Below are 17,552 nucleotides of genomic sequence, written 5' to 3'. Positions count from 1 at the left end.
TAAAAAGGCTCCATCTGGAGCCCGTTGTACGTGATAGGAAACTACACTATCCGTCAGCAGATTCTATCAGTTTCCGGCCTGTCATGTAGGCCTTTGGATCATTGATTGCATCCACCGCAAGAAGTTCGTTTTTACGGTAATACCAGAAAGACTGGGACCCTTCCCGCTTGCCTAGTTGGGTGACGACACTGTCGTAACCATGATTAAGGCCGGCGATTTGTAGCTTGATGTTATACTGGTCGGACCAGAACCAGGGGCGTGCCACATAGGTTTTATTGGCTCCCAGCATATTTTGGGCAACACATTCGGCATGTTCAACGGCATGGGGAACGCTTTCAAGGCGAATGCGTTCGCCGCGATATTCGAAGGAGGCGCAATCTCCGGCAGCCCAGATTGTGGGGTCGGACGTCCGTCCGTTTTCATCGGTCCATATTCCGTTTTCAATCTGTAATCCTGCTTCATCCGCCAGCGTTACTTCCGGTCGAATGCCAATGCCGATAATCGCGAAATCAACTTCCAAAGTGCTGCCGTCTTCCAGAATTGCGGATTGAACTTTCTCATCTCCTTCCAGCGTTTCAACGCCCACTCCCTCCAGAATTTTCACACCGTGCCCTTGATGAAGCTGACGGAAGAAATCGGAGGTCTGTTTGGCGGCCACGCGCTGTAAGATCCGCTCGGACTTTTCAATAAGGGTGACCTTCAAGCCCCGGGCCGCGGCAACGGCTGCCGCTTCAAGGCCAATATAGCCCCCGCCGACCACTAGAAGGCGGCGCCCTTCAACAAACTGGTGATTCATGCGGTCAATGTCGGCAAGGGTGCGCACGGTGTAGACGTTTTCAAGCTCACCACCTTGTGCCGCTGGTAGGCGAACCGCACGGCTTCCTGTTGTCAGGGCCAGTTTGTTATAGGCGATGTTTTCGCCTCCTACGCGAACGGTTTGTCCGCTGCGGTCAATCTGGGTGGCCTTGGCGTTTGTGAGGAGCGTAATCTCATTTTCTTCATAAAAAGCTTGCGGGCGCAGCAAAAGTTGCTCTGCATCCATCTGTCCGAGCAGATACTTTTTGGAAAGAGGTGGGCGCTGATAGGGAAGCATTGCTTCCTCTCCCACCATCGTAATTCTTCCAGTAAACCCGCAGGATCGCAACTTTGCTGCAAGCGAGGAGCCAGCCTGTCCGCAACCTATAATGACAAAATGAGGCATATGTATTCAGCTCAATAAATAAATGGTTCTGATTGCTTCCCAAGGGAAAGCTCTGAGGGCACTCTAGCACAGACCATTGGCACTTATCCCGCTAAACTTTAGGATATTCCTATGGTCTTGCACCATTGTATAACCAAAAGAGCGCCGTAGAGCCCCCATTTGTCAGGTTGCCAGCTGTGGAGCGCGGTAGAATGTTCGGTTGAATGTGCTTTCCGGTAGCTTCTGCACAACGCGGCAGATGATAATCATCACAACAACACAGAAAACAAAGCGCCCTATGAATGCCGCTGTCCAGTGCGCGCCAAAGGTCACCATGATAAGTGGATCTTCAATCAACCCGTGGCAGATGCACATAAAGCTCATGGAAAGAACGACCTCTTTTGGCGAAAGCTTGCCCTTTTGCGCCTCACGGATAATAAGCCCGCCGCCATAAGCAATGCCCAGCAGAACGCCGATCATGGTAATTGGTGTGGCCTGTTTACTGATACCCATCAAACGCAGGAGAGGGGAGAGAAGCCAGCTCAGGAAATCGGTGATCTTCAAAGCCTCAAATGCCCTGAGAAGAATGATGAGACCAAGGATGATCCAGAACAGACTAAAGAGGAAAGAGGTGCTGGAAAGCGTCCATTCTACCCAAGTTTCTTCCAGTTTCGGAGTGAATGGCAGCCACGAAAGGTCAACAGGATACTGGAGCATGTTGGTTGCCGAGTAAAACAGGTGTAGCGCCAATCCGTAGGACAGTCCCACAATCAGCCTGAATCCGGTCGAGTAGAGGGCAGAAAGCCCCGCCTTTCTCGCCACGCTCTGCTCAATTGGCATGTTATGGGCAATCAGGATTATCGACAGCAGTACGGTCACATCAGCCACACTGAATTCACTGCCCGGCAACAGCGTTACCAGAATGGCCACGGCCCCGTAGTTGCCAACCAAAAGCCCGGTAGCAAGAACCAATGCGGCCTCGGCAGGCAGACCAAAAATACCCATCACAGGGCCAAGACCCTTAGCCAAATAATCAATCAGTCCAATTTCCTGTCCGGCACGCACAAGCACCATCACAGGCACCATAATTTTCAGCAGGGTCCAGAACAGCGAAAGAGAGTCAAGAAACAGCTTTTTGGCTGAAGCAACAATATCGTTCATGTGAGTGATCCCGATTTCGCGCCGAACAGCGCGAGGGCAGCTATGGGGTTATGGGGTCCAACCACTTAAGGCAGGGAAACTACCCAAATGCGTATATACAAAACCCTTGGTGTTGTCATTTTAAAATATCGGGTAAGACTGTTGAGGTAATTGAGCGGTGAGCGCGAGGAGAGTGCCGAGTTCAACTACATCTTTTTGTGAAAGACTGTCTCACCGAAAATCTCAAATATTGCAGGTGGTTGGATCTATCTAAATAGCTGGTTTTACGGCGAACTCATAAGAAGCCAGTTTTGTTGGGCGTCTAGTGGGCTTGTAATGTCAGTGTACCCCAGATGCCTGTAGAACTTTAACGCGTCTCGGTTTGTTTTAACAACCTTCAGCGTGTGACCTGATCCATAGGTGCCGATAAGAAACTCAATCATTTTCCGCCCCAGACCAGCGCCGTGGTAGGTGTAGTCCAGATAGAGGGAATGAAGGAAGCGATTGGGAACTTGATAGCCTATAAAGCCGATAATTTTCCCTTTGTGTTTCATGATCCAGACATCTTCCCCACGGGTGATCTGAATAAAACTGCCTGAGTGAACAGGGTCGCTCGGGTCGTGAGGAAATGTTTTGCGGGCGACCTGCATATAAAGCTCACTTACCTCAAAAAGGTCAGCGGGCTCGTAAGCGGAAATGGTTATGTCTTCAGGATTAAAATTTAGCGTCATTCTATACTATTAAATAGGGTTAAAATAAGAGGTGTTCGGCAGTGCCCGTGCACTGGGCTCAGTGATACACTTGAGAGAAAGATTATGGATGATCTTTCTATGGATTTTCAGCGAAAACTTCTTTTGCTATGCTGATGCCGTTTAGTGCAGCCGGAAATCCTCCATAGCCCGACATTTGCATGATGATCTCGATGATTTCCTGCTTGCTCAAGCCAACATTCAAGCCGGATTGGATGTGTACTCTAAGTTGCGGTTCAGCATACCCAAGAATTGTCAGGGCGGCGATGGTGGCGATGACCCGTTCCCTCAAACCCAGCTCGTCTTCGCGGCTGTAAAGCTTTCCAAAAAGGGATTCTATAATGATCTCCTGAAGCTCCGGCGCAAGGTCGGAGCAAATTTCATTCATGGTCTTTGACGCCTTCTTGTTGACGCGGTCAAGAACGCGCTGGCCTTTTTCATGCAGATTCTCTGGGCTGTTTCCATCATTAGTCATTGGCTTCTCCCTGAGTTTAGCTTGCGACGCAGAAGACGCGGTACTGTGTGTGAACCGAAAGACAGCGAATATAATCACGCATATGACAGTTTAAGTTATCTACTGGTTCCATCAAGTAATTTATGGTCCAAGACGACATGGCTTGGCGTGCCAGTGTATCTGCCCCAGAAATCTAAGTGGTTAAGAAATTTAGGTTTCTTTCGTAGTGTGAGATTTAGGTGGGCTGCTTGATAACTGCGAGTCATTCAATTGATACCTATTCTAGGGAAATTTGCAGCTCCCTGTTTGCTCTATAGGGGGAGGGGCATTTATGACGGGTGATGACAGGCGCAAACAAAAGATTTCCATTGTTATTTTGGCCTACCCATTTGCATTGCTCTTCACCGCTGCGGGGCTCAACTGGTTTGTATTTGGGGTGGAGAGAGCTGTGGTTTCCATCCCCGTACCTCCCGTTGTGGCGGTGCTTGTGATGAGTGCTGTGCTGCTGCTTGCAAATCATAGCTGGTTGATGACGAGCACCGAGCTGGTCCGTTTAAGGCACAACATCAAGGCAACACCGGAAGAGTGGCAGGCAAGTGATTTCAGGCGCGAAGATGTGCTTGACGAGGGGAAAGATGAGCTGGAACGGCAGCATAACGCTCATCGCAATGCAACGGAAAACACTGTTTACTTTGTCTTTCTGGCACTGCTTATGGGCATGGTGTCGCCAGTTGTGGTTGCCGCGCAAATTTGGATAATCGGGTTTGCTGTTGGCCGTTTAGGGCACACATTTTCATATCTTAGCGGCAATGACAGTGCGCGCGGACTGTCAATGAGTATCAGCCTGTTGTCTCTTTATGGTCTGGCCAGCTACCTCGCTCTTGCACTTGTTGTTTGAGTGAGCCTTTTTAAATTTTCTCATCTGCATAAGAAGTGGAACGCGAAGTGGAGAACCCCTTCGCGTTCTCTTTTATCAAGTAGCCTTGGTCATGTGTCGGGTGTGCACACGCGCAGCCGGTGCCCATCCGGGTCAACTCCCACAAAGGTTGGGCCAAATACGGCGCAGTGTGGCTCTTGCTCTATTGTCACTCCAAGCTCGCTCCAGCGCGCATATGCGGCGTTGACGGCAGTTTCATCTTGCACCATGAAAGCGACTTCCCCCTTATGTCCCTCTCCGCCTGATACAAAATTCTCGGCCTGTGTAGACCAGAGCCCCAATATCATGGAGTTTTGTAGGTCAAAGGCCACATAGTTTGGAAATGCGGCTTGGGGTGGGCGTTCCAGAAGGTTTTCATAGAACCTGCGGCTGGTTTCAGTATTTTTCACATAAAGAATAAATAAGTTTGGCAATGCCATAGATTACGCTCCTTTTGTTGGATTGCCCTGTCTTTCTATTGGATAGCACTGTCAAAAACTGGCAGTATGGAGCCATGACCCGTCCAGAACGATTGCTTTGCCTGTTACAAATCCTGCGAGTGCACCGCTATCCGGTGAGCGGGGCGCACTTGGCTGAAGAGCTTGGCATCAGCATCCGCACACTTTACCGAGATATTGCCTCCCTTCAGGCGCAGGGGGCCGATATTGTGGGAGAGGCAGGCGTGGGATATGTGTTGCGCCCCGGCTTTATGTTGCCGCCTTTGATGTTCTCTCAAGAAGAGCTGGAGGCCTTGATGCTGGGTTTTCGCTGGGTTGCCAAAGTCGCTGATGATCCTGTGACCAAAGCCGCTCTTGGTGCCAAAGCCAAAATTGCGGCGGTACTACCCAAAGACTTGCAAGAGGAGTTGGAAAACTCGGCTCTTCTGGTGGGCCCGAGAACCGCTCAAGATGATGAGCAGATAAACCTTGAAGACTTAAGGAGCGCGATCCGCAATGAGCGGCGGCTCAAGATTTCCTACATGGATGAAGCGGGAAACAGCTCCGAGAGAACCATTTGGCCATTGGCTCTAGGATATTTTCAGGAAGTCAGAGTCTTGGTGGCCTACTGTGAACAGCGGGAGGACTTTCGGCACTTTCGCAGTGACCGCATCGTGAAAATGCAGGAGCAGGCGCAGCGCTATCCAAAAAGGCGCAGTGCGTTGCTGAAACAGTGGCGCCAGATACAAAAAGAGCAGGCTCCCCGCAGGCGTCAAACCTGATCTATCGATAGGAGGGGTAAAGAAAGAGTGGGGGCGAGAGGCAGGCTCTGGATACTCTTCCAGAGCCATTATCCTTATTTTCCTAGCGGATAGCTTTGTAAGCCTCTGCAATGCCGAGGAAATCGGCGGCTTTCAGGCTCGCGCCGCCCACAAGTGCACCGTTCACGTTCGCAAGTGCCATCAGTTCACCGGCGTTGGAAGGCTTTACAGAACCACCATAGAGTAAGCGAATTTTCTTACCATCTTCACCAAAGCGCTCCACTAAAGCGTTGCGAAGGGCCAGGTGCACATCGGCAACGTCCTGTGCCGTTGGTGTTTTCCCTGTGCCAATTGCCCAGATTGGCTCATAGGCGACAACAGTGTTTTCGCTTGTGGTGCCATCAGGCAGGCTGCCGGTGATCTGTTTTGTGACAACATCAATTGTCTCACCCGCTTCGCGCTGCTCAAGGCTTTCGCCAATGCATACAATAGCCAGAAGGCCAGCACGCCAGGCCGCTTCTGCCTTGGCTGCCACGTCCGCATCACTTTCACCGTAACCTTCGCGGCGCTCGGAATGACCAACAATCACGGCGCTGGCACCAACACTTTCAATCATCTCCGCGGAGATATCACCCGTGTGAGCGCCCGAGACAGCAGAGTGGCAGTTCTGCGCGCCCACCGGAATGGACTTTTCAGAGGCAAGCTGAGCCAGCAAAACCGCTGGGGGACAAATCATCAGCTCGACCTTGTCGGCAAGGGAATTGTCATAACCAGCCGCGACCTTGCGGAATTCTTCAAGGGAGGCTGGCGTCCCGTTCATTTTCCAGTTTCCAGCGACAAGTGGGCGAATAGTCATAGGCAGATGATCTCCGAGGAGTTGAACACAAAGGTTCATGTGTATGCAAGATAGGTGCCTTTTCTTGCCTTTTTGCCGCGATAATTCAAGAGAGGACTGTGAAATTTCTGTTCCAGAAGCGCTTAAGTGTGCGGTTGCTGCCTGCTTCGAGGTCCGATTGTGGGAAACTTTCACGCGAAGGGCTAGGAGAAATACGCGTACTCCTTTCAATACTTAAGCTGTTTTACTTAAGTATGATTAGTTAGGCAAAGAATAGGCGGGTTCGTATTTTCCCGTGATGAGAGATGTGCAATGAAAATCCCGTATTCTGTATCTTTAGCTATTAGAACTATAAACTGATTTATTGAAGTTCAGTAGATTCGTGTTCTTTTATATCGCTATTATTTTTATCACTATTGGAAAAATTGTTTAAAGCCTCTACATAGCTCTCCAGAAATTTACGAGATAACTCGGAGAGAAATCATGCGTGCACTTCTTCTTGGCGCTGCTCTATTGGCGGCACTTCCAGCTCAAGCTGACACAATTCGTGTGGGCATGTCTGGTGGCTACTTCCCTTTCACTTTTGTTAAGCAAGATAAGCTTCAAGGGTTTGAGGTTGATGTTCTCAATGCTGTTGGCGAGCAAACCGGTGATGACATTGAGTTTGTAACAATGAGCTTCTCTGGTCTTGTAGGCGCACTGGAATCCAACCGGATCGACACCATTGCAAACCAGATCACAATCACTCCAGAGCGTGAAGCCAAATTCACTTTCACCCAGCCCTACGTTTTTGACGGCGCACAGGTTGTCGTGAAAAAAGGCAATGAAGAAGAAATCAACGGTGTTGAAGCTTTGAAAGGCCGCAGTGTTGCTGTGAACCTTGGCTCTAACTTCGAACAGCTTCTGCGTGAACTGCCATACGCTGAAGAAATCACGATCAAGACATACGACAGCAATCTGGAGCAGGAAACAGCTCTGGGCCGCGTTGACGCCTTTGTTATGGACCGTGTGAGCGCAGCTCAGGTCATTAAAGAAACACCGCTGCCACTGGCCTTGGCAGGCGAGCCATTCTCTGAAATCCGCAATGCTATGCCTTTCCGTTCGGATGAAGAAGGCAAAGAGCTTGCAGCTAAAGTAGATGGCGCGTTAACTGCCCTGCGTGAGAGCGGTAAACTCACCGAGATCTCTCAAAAGTGGTTCGGTACTGATATTACCGCTAACTAAAGCAAAGAGTTAAAAGCCAATGCGAGCGTTTGATCTGGATTATATGCTGGGGCTTCTCCCGGTCTTATTAAAGTACCTGCCCTTGACCTTGGGTATGGCAACCGTGTCCATGGTTCTGGCGCTCGTTCTGGCCTCTCTTTTGGCGATTATTCGCGTGGCAAAAATTCCTGTTCTGGATGTTTTGACACGCGTTTTCATCAGCTTCTTTCGCGGCACGCCGCTGCTGGTGCAGTTGTTTTTGTTCTATTATGGTCTGCCGCAGCTGATCCCGAGCCTGACGGCAATGGGCGGGGTTACCGCTGCCATCATTGGCCTGACCTTGCATTTTTCCGCCTACATGGCCGAGAGTATCCGCGCTGCCATTTTGGGTGTGGACCGCAGCCAGTGGGAAGCGGCTAAGGCTATTGGCATGACAACCGCGCAGATGATGCGCCGGATCATCCTGCCTCAGGCGGCGCGCATTGCCTCGCCGACGCTGGTAAACTATTTCATTGACCTTATTAAAAGCACCTCCCTTGCCTTTACCCTTGGCGTGACCGAGCTTATGGGCGCTGCCCAAAAAGAGGCGGCAGGCAGTTTCCTATATCTGGAAACCTTTGTTGTGGTGGCCCTTGTTTACTGGGCGATTGTGGAAGTGCTGGCCGTCTTTCAACGGCTTTTAGAGGACCGACTGTCTAAGGCTGTAAACCGATGATCAAAATCCGCGGACTAACCAAAATCTATAATGGAACGCCGGTTCTGAACGGAATTGATCTGGACATTCAAAAGGGCGAACGCATTGTCATTATCGGCCCATCGGGAACCGGTAAATCAACTCTGCTGCGCTGTCTCAATTTTCTGGAAGAGCCGGATGCGGGGGAATTCAGTTTTGGTAACCTGACCGTGGATGCTGCTCGGGCAAAGCCAAAGGACATGCAGCAGGCCCGCCTTAAAACCAGTTTTGTCTTCCAGAACTACGCTCTGTTTTCCAACAAAACGGCCCGCGAGAATATTGCGGAGGGTTTGATATCCGTTCGCAAATGGGACAAGGCAGAAGCCTTTGCCCATGCCGACGAAATTTTGGAGAAAGTTGGCCTTGGCGATAAAGCGGAGGCATATCCCGCTTCTCTTTCTGGCGGGCAGCAACAGCGCGTGGGTATTGGCCGCGCCATGGCCGCAGATACGGATTTGATGTTGGTAGATGAGCCCACATCCGCTTTGGACCCTGAGTGGGTGGAGGAAGTACTCCAGCTCATGAAAAAGGTAGCCAACGAGCACCGCACCATGCTCATCGTTACCCACGAAATGGGTTTTGCCCGCGACATCGCCGATCGGGTCATCTTCATGGAAGGCGGCCGCATTGTGGAGCAGGGACCTCCGGAGCAAATCTTTACCAACCCACAGGACCCTCGTACACAGAGCTTCTTGCGTAAAGTGCTTTAAATGCCTGAGAAGCGCAGAGTGAACGTTGAATGGCGTCAAGCGCGAGATCTTTTTGTATAAGCGCAATGTATTTTTTACTGGCTATATTGCTCCATGAAAATCTCCGAATCACCGCATGATTCGGCCCACTAAAACCCTGTGGTTGTGCGGTAAAAGATCTTTCCACCTTCATTTGTAGAAATCCAGAGAACTGTACGCGTTTTTTCTTATAAAATGCATTTTTCTCACCCCAAAAAAATATGCTCAAAATGTAAGCATTTTATATTTCAATTTTTAATGAATCTGTATCTTCGTTCTTTTTTGTAGTTTTGTATTCTAAAATTACTTTTACGTTATAGTAAAGCTAAGTTAAATCTTGAGTTATATTTGCATAATACTTGAATTTATTTGTTTTAGGCCTGCCGTGTTCATGGTTACAGTTCATCGGCGTTTTACCGGTAGCGTATTCATTCAGTTCGGAAAGTTTATAGCAAAAATAACACCCAAAATCGGGGTCTAAAATGACAAAAAAAGTGACAACAAAAGACAAGGACGACACCATTGTCTTTAAAGGATCAGGTATGGGGAAGCACGAAGCCCGATCCTATAAAGTCTATTCCAATGGCGGCGATGATTTTATCAAGTTTAAGTGGAACAAGGCCCATTCGACGGCCACGTTCAAAGGGGCAGAGGTCTGGGCTGGAGATGGCGATGATACTGTCATCATCGACATCCAGAACGGCAGTTACCACGATAAATTCTATGCTTACATAGACGGCGGTTCGGGTGATGATCTGATTGATGCCAGTGAGGTGCCGGACAAAGGTAATAACTCTGATATCGAGTTGATCGGCGGTAGCGGTGATGACACCATCTATGGATCAAAAGGGGACGATCTCATATACGGTGACGGCCCCAATACCAACTACGCCGGTAGTGACGACTATATCGAGAGTGGTAAGGGTGATGACACCGTCTATGGTGGTTGGGGCAATGATACCATTTACTCGGGCAAAGGCTCGGATACCGTCTATGGTGGCAGTGGCAATGACTTCATTGATACCTACAATGGAGATGATGTCATTAAAGGCGGCTCTGGCAATGATGTAATTTATGCAGGAGAAGGCAGCGATACCATTGATGCGGGCGCTGGGGATGATGTAGTTCATGTGGGCGGCCGAGACGGCAAGTCCATCGACAGAGTCACTCTTGGCTCCGGTTCCGATTTGGTCATCACAGGCGGCTTGAAAAGCGAGTATGTCACCCCCGTAGACAAAAGCGGTGTAGACTGGACCTCATGGGCCACAGGTCGCGCTTTCGTTGAAGGTAAAACTGTAGCCACACAAGCGTTGATCGCGGGGGGAATGGCTGCGGCAGGCTCCACAGGGTTTGGCATTGCCTTCGGTTTGGCCGCCAGTGCGGCTTCAGCTGCCACCTTGAAAGCTCTGGCAAACAGCGGCGCCAGTTCTATCGTTGAGTACGCGCAGCAGGATTATGTCACCATCGCCGATTTCGATCAGCGCGAAGATGTGTTCGTGTATACGGCAACCTCCACTTCTAACGGTGCCTTGGACTATTTCACCGGCAATGTGAGCAGTTCTGGAGCCTATGAACTTTGGACCGATGTGGACAGCAAGTCCAATGGTGGGCTTATTGCGGAGGTCAATATCGATAGTGATCTGGTCACAACCATTATGGAGAAGGCTGATGCAGGTTCTTCCTCCAACGTTGTGCGGGAGCAGCTGGCCGAGCAGATGATGGATACGGCCTTCACAGTTCGCTATCAAGATGGCACCTACTATGATGCCGCTGGCCTAGAAATCTCTTCCAGCGATTTGTCAACGGAAATGGGCAACGGCGACACCCTGCGTGAAAATCTGGATGCGCTTGAGCTTGAAGATGGTCAGATGATCACCATGACGGGGGCCTATGCGGGCCTTATTCTGGAAGGAGAGGAAATCAGTTCTGCCAATGGCAACCTGTACTTGGCAGGTACTGACTACGGGGATGCAATTTATGCCATGAATTCCTCTTCCACCAATGCCATTCATAATGCTTTCCTGTTTGGCTTTGGCGGTGATGATGTGATCATTGGTGGAGATAAAGACGACACCCTGTTTGGAGGGGGAGGGGATGACACCCTGACCGGCAATGACGGTGCCGACACCTTCTACTTTGAAGAGGATGCAGGTAATGACACCATTACCGACTTTGAACAGGGTACCGATTTTATCGCGTTTGACGATGAGTTGGGTCTGGGCTTCTCCGACTTGAGTATTTCTGAAAGCGGTACACAGACTATTATTAGTTACTCTGAAGGTACCATCACTCTGGAAGGTACCCAGATCGCGGATACCCTTACAGCCTCAGACTTCATTTTCGCATAGTTTAAAGAGAGGGAGTACTTCTCTTTAAACAAATAAATAATAAGAAGTTCCAGTGAAATGGAACCCACAAAAAGAAGAGCTGTCCACGCCCCCTCAAGGTACGGCTCTTCTTTGAAAACTGAGACTGAACGCTAATCTGTTTCCTTTAAGGGGCTATAATGTAATCAGTCAATCTATACATATGGGCACCTCTGAAAATCAGTTTTTCTAGAATTTTTGCAAGACTAAAGAGCGTCCGCCTTTTTCCAAGGACAGGCCATTAGCGTTGAGCTTCCCGTTGCGGGGGTGTGCGGGATGTTTCTTCAAGGTACAGGCAGCTATTGCTGACGTGGTCCTACGATGTGCCGCGGGAATAGGCCATTTTTTGCTCAAGCTGTACCAGCCGTCGCATGTTATAGCTCAGGTTTTTCAGTCCAATATGTGCTTTGGCCCTGATCAAGCCGATGGATCGAACCAGTGTTCCGCCCATGTCATTGCTTTGAGCACCAAAGACATGCTCAACACGAACTCTGACCGAAGAACGGGTTTTATTGCCCTGCTGCTGCCTTTTGTTCAGCGGCTTGTTGCGCTTGCCTTTGCGGTGTACCTAGCTTTTCAAGCCTTTGTCTGCCAGCTTTTTCTCAACCTCAGCTGAGCGGTAGGCGCTGTCAGCCCACACTTGCGAAGAGGTATTATTCTCATCCAGAAGCGCGTCCACAGTTTGGCTATCATGCAGCGCTGCATCGCTTACCTCGTACCGGCGCACCAACTTATGCCGACGATCAATGTTTATGTGGTTCTTGTAGCCAAAATGGTTTTGGCCTCGCTTTTTCGTCCAGCGGGCATCCGTATCTTTCTGGCGAAGCTTAGAGGTTTTATCGGCCCAGTCCTTGGGAATTTCTCCAGACTTGATCGTTGCATTTTCCTCCCGCAGGTTGCGCTGTTTTGGTACAGGAACGATCGAAGCGTCAATAATCTGGCCGCCCATGGCCAGATAACCTTGCCCTTTCAAGTAGCTGTCAAAATCATCGAACAACGCCTTGATGGTACCCGCCTGAGCCAGCTGTTCTCGGTACATCCAAATGGTTTTGGCATCGGGAACACGATCCTCTAGTCCCAACCCTAAAAAGCGGATGAACGACAGGCGATCACGCATCTGATATTCAGCCTGATCATCCGACAGGTTATACAGGGCGCACAGGACAATCGCCTTGAACATTAAGACCGCATCCCAGGGTTTACGCCCCGCTTTGGACTTGCGACCTTGTGAGCGCTGACGCCAGATGCTTTCAAGCCGAGCGCGAAAACTCTCCCATGGAACGACTGCATCGATCTTTGCCAGCGGATCATTGCTTGCATCGAGATCCTTATAGCGAGTGGCAATATCAAAAAATCCAAGCTGCCCCATGAACCCTCAAACTCGTCATTTCAAGTCATTGACTATACAACAAAAAAGAAGAATTGGAATTTTTAGAGGTGCCCATATGTAGGATGGTCACGTGGTAAAGCTGGGCCATAGATAAGGTCTTCGCTAATCTATTGAAACCTCATAAAAGGAAGCCCTGCTGAGTCAGCTTAGGCTTGTTTTGCTCTTACTTATTCGTCATCGCTATTTTGAGGAATTAGATAGTATGCCAAAACAATATGAATCCCACTATTGGAGATAGTGTTTCTATGGGGAGGTGTCCGTGCTTGGAAAATTAATTGGCCGTGTCATAAGTGTTTGTGTCCGAGTTATCTTTATTTTACTAGTACTTTTGCTACTTGCATATGGTGGGTTGGAACTCTTTATTCATATATGGAGAACCAAGGCTTTAAGTAATGCATATACAGAGGAGGCGGTTAGAGCCCTTGCTCTTTATGCTGCTATGCCATTTCCGACAAAAGTTAATAATGACAACGATACGAATTACTGGGACTGGTCAGAGACTCCTTGTATCTTTACCACTAATCAGGTGCAACGTTTTGAGGGGGGGAGTAGAACCACTTGGGGTAATTGGCCTCAAGGTTCAGAGCCTGATTGTATTGATTTTTATGTATCGAAAATGCACAAATATGACCATTTGAGAACTATTCCATCGAGATGTACGCCTGTTCTGACTTTTCCTAATATGGGGGGAAATAATTTATCGTATGTCGTGCTGGCAGCCGAAGGGGCAAATACAAACGTATTGATTTCCAGCCGTTTTTCAAAAGAGGTTCAAGGATACCTTGAAAGCACAAGTAAATTACCCGGCTATTCGAGACTAGGCAATTTCGTGCAAGGCAAGGGGCTTGAAGGTGTTTCTCTGGAGCTTCTGGAGACAAAATCCTGCAATGGTTTCTCGCTTTTCCGTTATCAGGCGGAAGTAAAAGATCTACCCAAAATGGAGGCGAAGTTGAAAAATAACGGTTATATAGTCTATTTGAAATGAAAGGCCCTAGAGGCCATATCTTACCTTTTTAGTTTGTCACTTACACTGTCTCACTGCCCGTCCGCTTTACGTTCATCATAGCCCTGCTGTGCCCTCTCAATTTCAGGCATGTTTTCCAAAAACCAGAGATGGAGCGCGTAAAAAGGCTTTTGAAGCGAACTTCCTAGAGGTGTGATTGTGTACTCAACGGCAATGGGAGAGGTGGTGATGACGTGGCGTGTGACCAGTCCATTGCGCTCCAAACGCCTTAGACACTGGGTCAGCGCTTTTTGCGTGATGCCCTCCAGTTGGCGGCGAACCTCGTTAAAACGCATGGGGCCGGGGTTTAATGTGGTGAGCACCATCATCGACCATTTATCGGCAAGCTGATCAAAAACTTCCCTCCCGGGACAGGCCGCGGAGAAATAGGATGTACACTGATCATCATTCATCTGGGGTTTCCTAAAGTATACCTAGGCGCAATTAGGTGCCTGATTGACACTAGGTATACTTTGTATATCTATATCAGCCCTTTTACAACGGAGCTGCACAGTGCTGGACACTATATCAAAACATGACGTTCTTTTTCAGGGCTTTCGCCTAAAAACACTGGACCTTAAAAACCGCATTGTCATGGCCCCCATGACGCGCCTTGCTGCGCCTGAGGGAGTGCCGGGCGAGGCCAATGCCTCTTATTACCGCCGCAGGGCTGCGGGGGAAGTTGGGCTTATCCTTTCTGAAGGAACAGTGATTGACCGTCCAGCTTCAAGAAACGAGCGCGGAATTCCGTTCTTCCACGGCGAAGCTGCTTTAGCCGGTTGGAAAAGTGTTATTGATGCGGTTCATGCCGAAGGGGGCAGTATGGGCCCACAGATCTGGCACACCGGCTCAACAAAGGGAATGACCGGATGGGAGCCCTCTGAGACGGTTGAGAGCCCCTCCGGATTGGTTGCGCCAGATGTTCCGCGCGGAAACGCTATGAGCGAAGAGGCCATTGCCGATACTATTGCAGGCTTTGCACGAGCGGCGGCAAATGCCAAGGCTCTCGGGTTCGATACTGTTGAGATACATGGTGCCCATGGCTATCTGGTTGACCAGTTTTTCTGGAGCGGCACCAACACACGCACCGACCGGTTTGGCGGAGCAACTATCAAAGAGCGGTCGCAGTTTGCCCGCCAGATTGTTTCTGCAATCAGGGAAGCTGTTGGACCGGACTTTCCAATTATTCTTCGTGTCAGTCAGTGGAAGCAGCAGGACTATACGGCACGCCTTGCTCAAACTCCGGCAGAGATGGAACAGTGGCTGCAGCCATTGGTCGAGGCTGGCGTTGACATTCTGCACTGCTCACAGCGCCGTTTCTGGGAGCCGGATTTCCCGGAGATTGATGGCGAAAAAGGCCTGAACTTTGCTGGCTGGGCAAAAAAGGTTACGGGAGCGCCAACGATCAGTGTGGGTTCTGTTGGCCTTTCCGGTGATTTCATTGGTGCGTTTGGCGGTCAGGGCTCAGAAGCTTCCGAACTTGGCCAGCTGATAGAGCGGATGGAAAAGGATGAGTTTGATTTGATTGCAGTGGGCCGTGCGCTCATCAGTGACCCGAACTGGGTAGCGAAAATCAAAGAAGGTGACAGCGCCAATCTGAAAGGCTTTGAAGCCTCTCATTTGCAAGAGCTGGTCTAATTTAAATTGAACTTGAGCGCTCCAAGGCAATTCATTGTCTTTGGTAGCGCTCCAGTTTGACTATGCGCCTATCTCATGGCGTGATGGCACCCTTCGCAACATCATTCCCCGTTTTTGATCCTGAGAAAAACCGAATTTCCCATAGAACTGATAGGCTGTGTTCTCCTTGCCGGTGAGCAACATGATTTTATAGGCTCCCGCCTCCCATGCAGCTTTAATCAGGTGTTCCATAGTTTTGCTACCGATGCCTCTCCCCTGAAACGCTTCAAGCGTAATGACGTTCTCAATAAGGCAGTAGGGCCTGCCACCCCATGTCATGTTTGGTAGCACATGCAAGGTTGCCATGGAAACCACGCGCTCACCCAGCTGGGCGCCGAAGATGGTCGTATCGCTGTGCTCTACTATTTTAGCAAAGTGCTCTTTTGCTGCTTCTCCCTCAAGTAGGATAGGAGGGCCTTTGAACTCATTATAAAGCGTAATGGCCTGCTGATAGTCTTCGGGAACTAGGGGCCGCAGGGTAATCTGGTTTTGCGTTGTGTTTGTCATCACTTGTGTTTTCAGTTGATTCCTATCAAGTTGCATTGGTTGTATAGGAGAGAGAACTTGCAAGCACCCGTCTATACCCTGCCAGATACCAATGTGCCGATCTTGGGACCAATTGAGACACTTGATTTTTTTCATCAAGGATCGGTTCAGCTGTCTTCAAAGATCACTCCATTGGAGGCTTGGCGAATTATTATGTCCCAGCCCATGCCGGTTTTGAATTTGGCTTTTCGGATTAGGGATGCGGTCTGTTCGCTTTTTGGTGTGCAGAAAATAGGCGGCTTTTCCGGCACTGTTCCCCAAACGGTGGTAGCCGGTCAAAAACTTGATTTCTTTATGGTGGAACACATCTCAAGCGATGCGTTGGTGCTGACGGGTCGGGACCGGCATCTGGATGTGATGACCTCCATTGTTACTCAGGGTCAGATGTTGACGATCACCTCTTCTGTGAAAGTACACAATAGGTTCGGCTGGCTCTACATGATACCGGTCGCGCCAGCCCACAAGCTCATAGTGAGACAAAACCTTCGGCAATTGAAACGGGAACTTTCCTCTTGAGAAGGGCTTAACTATTCCCAATAGTCTCCCAGCTGCCTATGTGCCTGATCCAGTTTGCGCGCTCGTTCTTTGGCCGTATCTCCAAGTTTTTCAGCTGTTAAATGCACCAGTGTCTCGATAAGAGCCAGCATTGGTACATGAGTGGGAAATATGCCCGAACTTCGGGAGGGGATGACAAAGCTATGATCAGCACTTTTTAAGGCCGGACAGCGCAGGCTATCGGTGATGATAAGGGTTGGAATGCCTTGGCTTTTGAGCAGTCTTTCGGTCTTAATGGATTGGGCTGCAAACGGCTCGCCTGCGATGATAACCGCCAGATCCTCCGTCCCAAGTCCCTCTAGCTCACTGGCTGGAGAGCTTCCGCTACACCCAAGAACACGCCAGCCATTTCCGAGCCACTCACCCAAATACCCAAGGTAAGCTGCAAGACCGGCAGAACTGAGCGCCCCAACCACAACAATATTTCTTGCGGCGCTCAGCGCACCTGCTGCCTGTTCCAGCGCTTGTGGTGGGGTGTTTGTTGCCAGTGCCTCCAAAGTGGCCGCATGGGCCGCGCAGCTGTTGGTAAAAGAGTTTGATGCCGAAGGGAAGCTTTCTTTTGTTAGGGAGGAGGCAAAGGACTTGGGCAGTTCACTGCGGCAGACCTCCCGCATGGCCTCGTAACTTTCAAACTTTAATGCTCGAGCCAGACGGGAGAATGTTGAAGGGGGCAGCTTTGCGTCCAGAGAAATTGCCCGAAGGCTCCTTGCGGCCACATCAATTGGATTTTCCAGCACAAAGTCCGCAGCAAGTTTTAGTTTGGCACTTAACCCTTCGTAGTGGGGCGTGATGTATTGATAAATAGTCTTACTGCTCATCTGGCCAAGGCTCCAATTTAATTGTGATTCATATGTTTCATATCTATTGAAAAAGTGAAAC

The 17,552-nt window shown here is 49.7% G+C and carries 18 protein-coding genes and 1 pseudogene; 9 read left to right on the top strand and 10 right to left on the bottom strand.

Features of this window, described 5'->3' with window-relative positions; all coding sequences use genetic code 11:
• Positions 1–46: 46 nt before the first annotated feature.
• The 4 genes from P6574_RS16290 to P6574_RS16275 all read right to left on the bottom strand — a co-directional run bounded on the left by P6574_RS16290 (position 47) and on the right by P6574_RS16275 (position 3,544).
• On the bottom strand, positions 47–1,201 hold the full coding sequence (locus tag P6574_RS16290; protein WP_310621311.1) for an NAD(P)/FAD-dependent oxidoreductase: 1,155 nt from the start codon (positions 1,199–1,201) through the stop codon (positions 47–49).
• A 162-nt stretch (positions 1,202–1,363) separates the two neighbouring features.
• On the bottom strand, positions 1,364–2,341 hold the full coding sequence (locus tag P6574_RS16285; RefSeq protein ID WP_310621310.1) for a nucleoside recognition domain-containing protein: 978 nt from the start codon (positions 2,339–2,341) through the stop codon (positions 1,364–1,366).
• A gap of 263 nt (positions 2,342–2,604) precedes the next feature.
• Complete coding sequence (locus P6574_RS16280; protein ID WP_310621309.1) at positions 2,605–3,051, bottom strand: GNAT family N-acetyltransferase; 447 nt, start codon at positions 3,049–3,051, stop codon at positions 2,605–2,607.
• A 97-nt stretch (positions 3,052–3,148) separates the two neighbouring features.
• The gene (locus P6574_RS16275) at positions 3,149–3,544 is read right to left on the bottom strand and encodes a carboxymuconolactone decarboxylase family protein (protein ID WP_310621308.1); all 396 of its coding nucleotides are present in this window, start codon (positions 3,542–3,544) and stop codon (positions 3,149–3,151) included.
• A 310-nt stretch (positions 3,545–3,854) separates the two neighbouring features.
• Between P6574_RS16275 and P6574_RS16270 the strand changes: the two genes are divergently transcribed.
• Entirely contained in the window at positions 3,855–4,421 is a 567-nt protein-coding gene (locus P6574_RS16270; RefSeq protein ID WP_310621307.1) for an MAPEG family protein, read from the top strand.
• An 89-nt stretch (positions 4,422–4,510) separates the two neighbouring features.
• Here P6574_RS16270 and P6574_RS16265 read toward each other — a convergent pair whose 3' ends face one another.
• The gene (locus P6574_RS16265) at positions 4,511–4,879 is read right to left on the bottom strand and encodes a VOC family protein (protein WP_310621306.1); all 369 of its coding nucleotides are present in this window, start codon (positions 4,877–4,879) and stop codon (positions 4,511–4,513) included.
• 74 nt (positions 4,880–4,953) lie between these two features.
• Here P6574_RS16265 and P6574_RS16260 point away from each other — a divergent pair, with 74 nt between their 5' ends.
• Complete coding sequence (locus tag P6574_RS16260) at positions 4,954–5,658, top strand: helix-turn-helix transcriptional regulator (protein WP_310621305.1); 705 nt, start codon at positions 4,954–4,956, stop codon at positions 5,656–5,658.
• A gap of 82 nt (positions 5,659–5,740) precedes the next feature.
• Here the strand turns inward: P6574_RS16260 and tpiA are convergent, their stop codons facing one another.
• Entirely contained in the window at positions 5,741–6,493 is a 753-nt protein-coding gene (gene tpiA / locus P6574_RS16255; RefSeq protein ID WP_310621304.1) for a triose-phosphate isomerase, read from the bottom strand.
• Positions 6,494–6,955: 462 nt separating this feature from the next.
• Between tpiA and P6574_RS16250 the strand changes: the two genes are divergently transcribed.
• From P6574_RS16250 to P6574_RS16235, 4 genes are all read left to right on the top strand, one after another.
• Complete coding sequence (locus P6574_RS16250) at positions 6,956–7,696, top strand: amino acid ABC transporter substrate-binding protein (protein WP_310621303.1); 741 nt, start codon at positions 6,956–6,958, stop codon at positions 7,694–7,696.
• Between the two features lie 19 nt (positions 7,697–7,715).
• Positions 7,716–8,390: an amino acid ABC transporter permease gene (locus P6574_RS16245; protein ID WP_310621302.1), complete on the top strand. Its 675-nt coding sequence runs from the start codon at positions 7,716–7,718 to the stop codon at positions 8,388–8,390.
• Entirely contained in the window at positions 8,387–9,118 is a 732-nt protein-coding gene (locus P6574_RS16240) for an amino acid ABC transporter ATP-binding protein (RefSeq protein ID WP_310621301.1), read from the top strand. The genes P6574_RS16245 and P6574_RS16240 overlap by 4 nt, the downstream gene beginning before the upstream one ends.
• 500 nt (positions 9,119–9,618) lie before the next feature.
• Positions 9,619–11,484: a calcium-binding protein gene (locus tag P6574_RS16235; protein ID WP_310621300.1), complete on the top strand. Its 1,866-nt coding sequence runs from the start codon at positions 9,619–9,621 to the stop codon at positions 11,482–11,484.
• Positions 11,485–11,818: 334 nt separating this feature from the next.
• Here the strand turns inward: P6574_RS16235 and P6574_RS16230 are convergent.
• Positions 11,819–12,871: pseudogene (locus P6574_RS16230) on the bottom strand (IS5 family transposase).
• 280 nt (positions 12,872–13,151) lie between these two features.
• Between P6574_RS16230 and P6574_RS16225 the strand changes: the two are divergent.
• Complete coding sequence (locus tag P6574_RS16225; RefSeq protein ID WP_310621299.1) at positions 13,152–13,877, top strand: hypothetical protein; 726 nt, start codon at positions 13,152–13,154, stop codon at positions 13,875–13,877.
• A gap of 50 nt (positions 13,878–13,927) precedes the next feature.
• Here P6574_RS16225 and P6574_RS16220 read toward each other — a convergent pair whose 3' ends face one another.
• Positions 13,928–14,308 (bottom strand): winged helix-turn-helix transcriptional regulator, encoded by a 381-nt coding sequence (locus tag P6574_RS16220; RefSeq protein ID WP_310621298.1) that lies wholly within the window; start codon positions 14,306–14,308, stop codon positions 13,928–13,930.
• Positions 14,309–14,411: 103 nt separating this feature from the next.
• Between P6574_RS16220 and P6574_RS16215 the strand changes: the two genes are divergently transcribed.
• Positions 14,412–15,533, top strand: coding sequence for an NADH:flavin oxidoreductase (locus P6574_RS16215; RefSeq protein WP_405048155.1), 1,122 nt, complete (start codon positions 14,412–14,414; stop codon positions 15,531–15,533).
• Between the two features lie 60 nt (positions 15,534–15,593).
• On the opposite strand, the gene P6574_RS16210 is transcribed toward P6574_RS16215, so the two are convergent.
• Positions 15,594–16,079, bottom strand: coding sequence for a GNAT family N-acetyltransferase (locus P6574_RS16210; protein ID WP_310621296.1), 486 nt, complete (start codon positions 16,077–16,079; stop codon positions 15,594–15,596).
• Positions 16,080–16,136: 57 nt separating this feature from the next.
• Between P6574_RS16210 and P6574_RS16205 the strand changes: the two genes are divergently transcribed.
• Positions 16,137–16,634, top strand: a complete 498-nt coding sequence (locus tag P6574_RS16205; protein ID WP_310621295.1) for a DUF2867 domain-containing protein — start codon at positions 16,137–16,139, stop codon at positions 16,632–16,634.
• Between the two features lie 11 nt (positions 16,635–16,645).
• Here P6574_RS16205 and P6574_RS16200 read toward each other — a convergent pair whose 3' ends face one another.
• Positions 16,646–17,491, bottom strand: a complete 846-nt coding sequence (locus tag P6574_RS16200; RefSeq protein ID WP_310621294.1) for a MurR/RpiR family transcriptional regulator — start codon at positions 17,489–17,491, stop codon at positions 16,646–16,648.
• Between the last annotated feature and the right edge of the window lie 61 nt (positions 17,492–17,552).

It is taken from the genome of Pseudovibrio sp. M1P-2-3 (genome assembly GCF_031501865.1).
Classification (GTDB): Bacteria; Pseudomonadota; Alphaproteobacteria; order Rhizobiales; family Stappiaceae; genus Pseudovibrio; species Pseudovibrio corallicola.
The sequence above is the reverse complement of the archived record's forward strand: the minus strand, read 5'-3'. Positions and strand labels throughout refer to the sequence as shown.

Excerpts from the sequence above, each read along its gene's own strand:
- P6574_RS16290 (WP_310621311.1), bottom strand. The coding sequence starts at position 1,201 with ATGCCTCATTTTGTCATTATAGGTTGCGGACAGGCTGGCTCCTCGCTT.
- P6574_RS16210 (WP_310621296.1), bottom strand. The coding sequence starts at position 16,079 with ATGACAAACACAACGCAAAACCAGATTACCCTGCGGCCCCTAGTTCCC.
- P6574_RS16270 (WP_310621307.1), top strand. The coding sequence starts at position 3,855 with ATGACGGGTGATGACAGGCGCAAACAAAAGATTTCCATTGTTATTTTG.
- P6574_RS16275 (WP_310621308.1), bottom strand. The coding sequence starts at position 3,544 with ATGACTAATGATGGAAACAGCCCAGAGAATCTGCATGAAAAAGGCCAG.
- P6574_RS16280 (WP_310621309.1), bottom strand. The coding sequence starts at position 3,051 with ATGACGCTAAATTTTAATCCTGAAGACATAACCATTTCCGCTTACGAG.
- P6574_RS16285 (WP_310621310.1), bottom strand. The coding sequence starts at position 2,341 with ATGAACGATATTGTTGCTTCAGCCAAAAAGCTGTTTCTTGACTCTCTT.
- P6574_RS16240 (WP_310621301.1), top strand. The coding sequence starts at position 8,387 with ATGATCAAAATCCGCGGACTAACCAAAATCTATAATGGAACGCCGGTT.
- P6574_RS16245 (WP_310621302.1), top strand. The coding sequence starts at position 7,716 with ATGCGAGCGTTTGATCTGGATTATATGCTGGGGCTTCTCCCGGTCTTA.
- P6574_RS16265 (WP_310621306.1), bottom strand. The coding sequence starts at position 4,879 with ATGGCATTGCCAAACTTATTTATTCTTTATGTGAAAAATACTGAAACC.
- P6574_RS16235 (WP_310621300.1), top strand. The coding sequence starts at position 9,619 with ATGACAAAAAAAGTGACAACAAAAGACAAGGACGACACCATTGTCTTT.
- tpiA (WP_310621304.1), bottom strand. The coding sequence starts at position 6,493 with ATGACTATTCGCCCACTTGTCGCTGGAAACTGGAAAATGAACGGGACG.
- P6574_RS16260 (WP_310621305.1), top strand. The coding sequence starts at position 4,954 with ATGACCCGTCCAGAACGATTGCTTTGCCTGTTACAAATCCTGCGAGTG.
- P6574_RS16250 (WP_310621303.1), top strand. The coding sequence starts at position 6,956 with ATGCGTGCACTTCTTCTTGGCGCTGCTCTATTGGCGGCACTTCCAGCT.
- P6574_RS16200 (WP_310621294.1), bottom strand. The coding sequence starts at position 17,491 with ATGAGCAGTAAGACTATTTATCAATACATCACGCCCCACTACGAAGGG.
- P6574_RS16220 (WP_310621298.1), bottom strand. The coding sequence starts at position 14,308 with ATGAATGATGATCAGTGTACATCCTATTTCTCCGCGGCCTGTCCCGGG.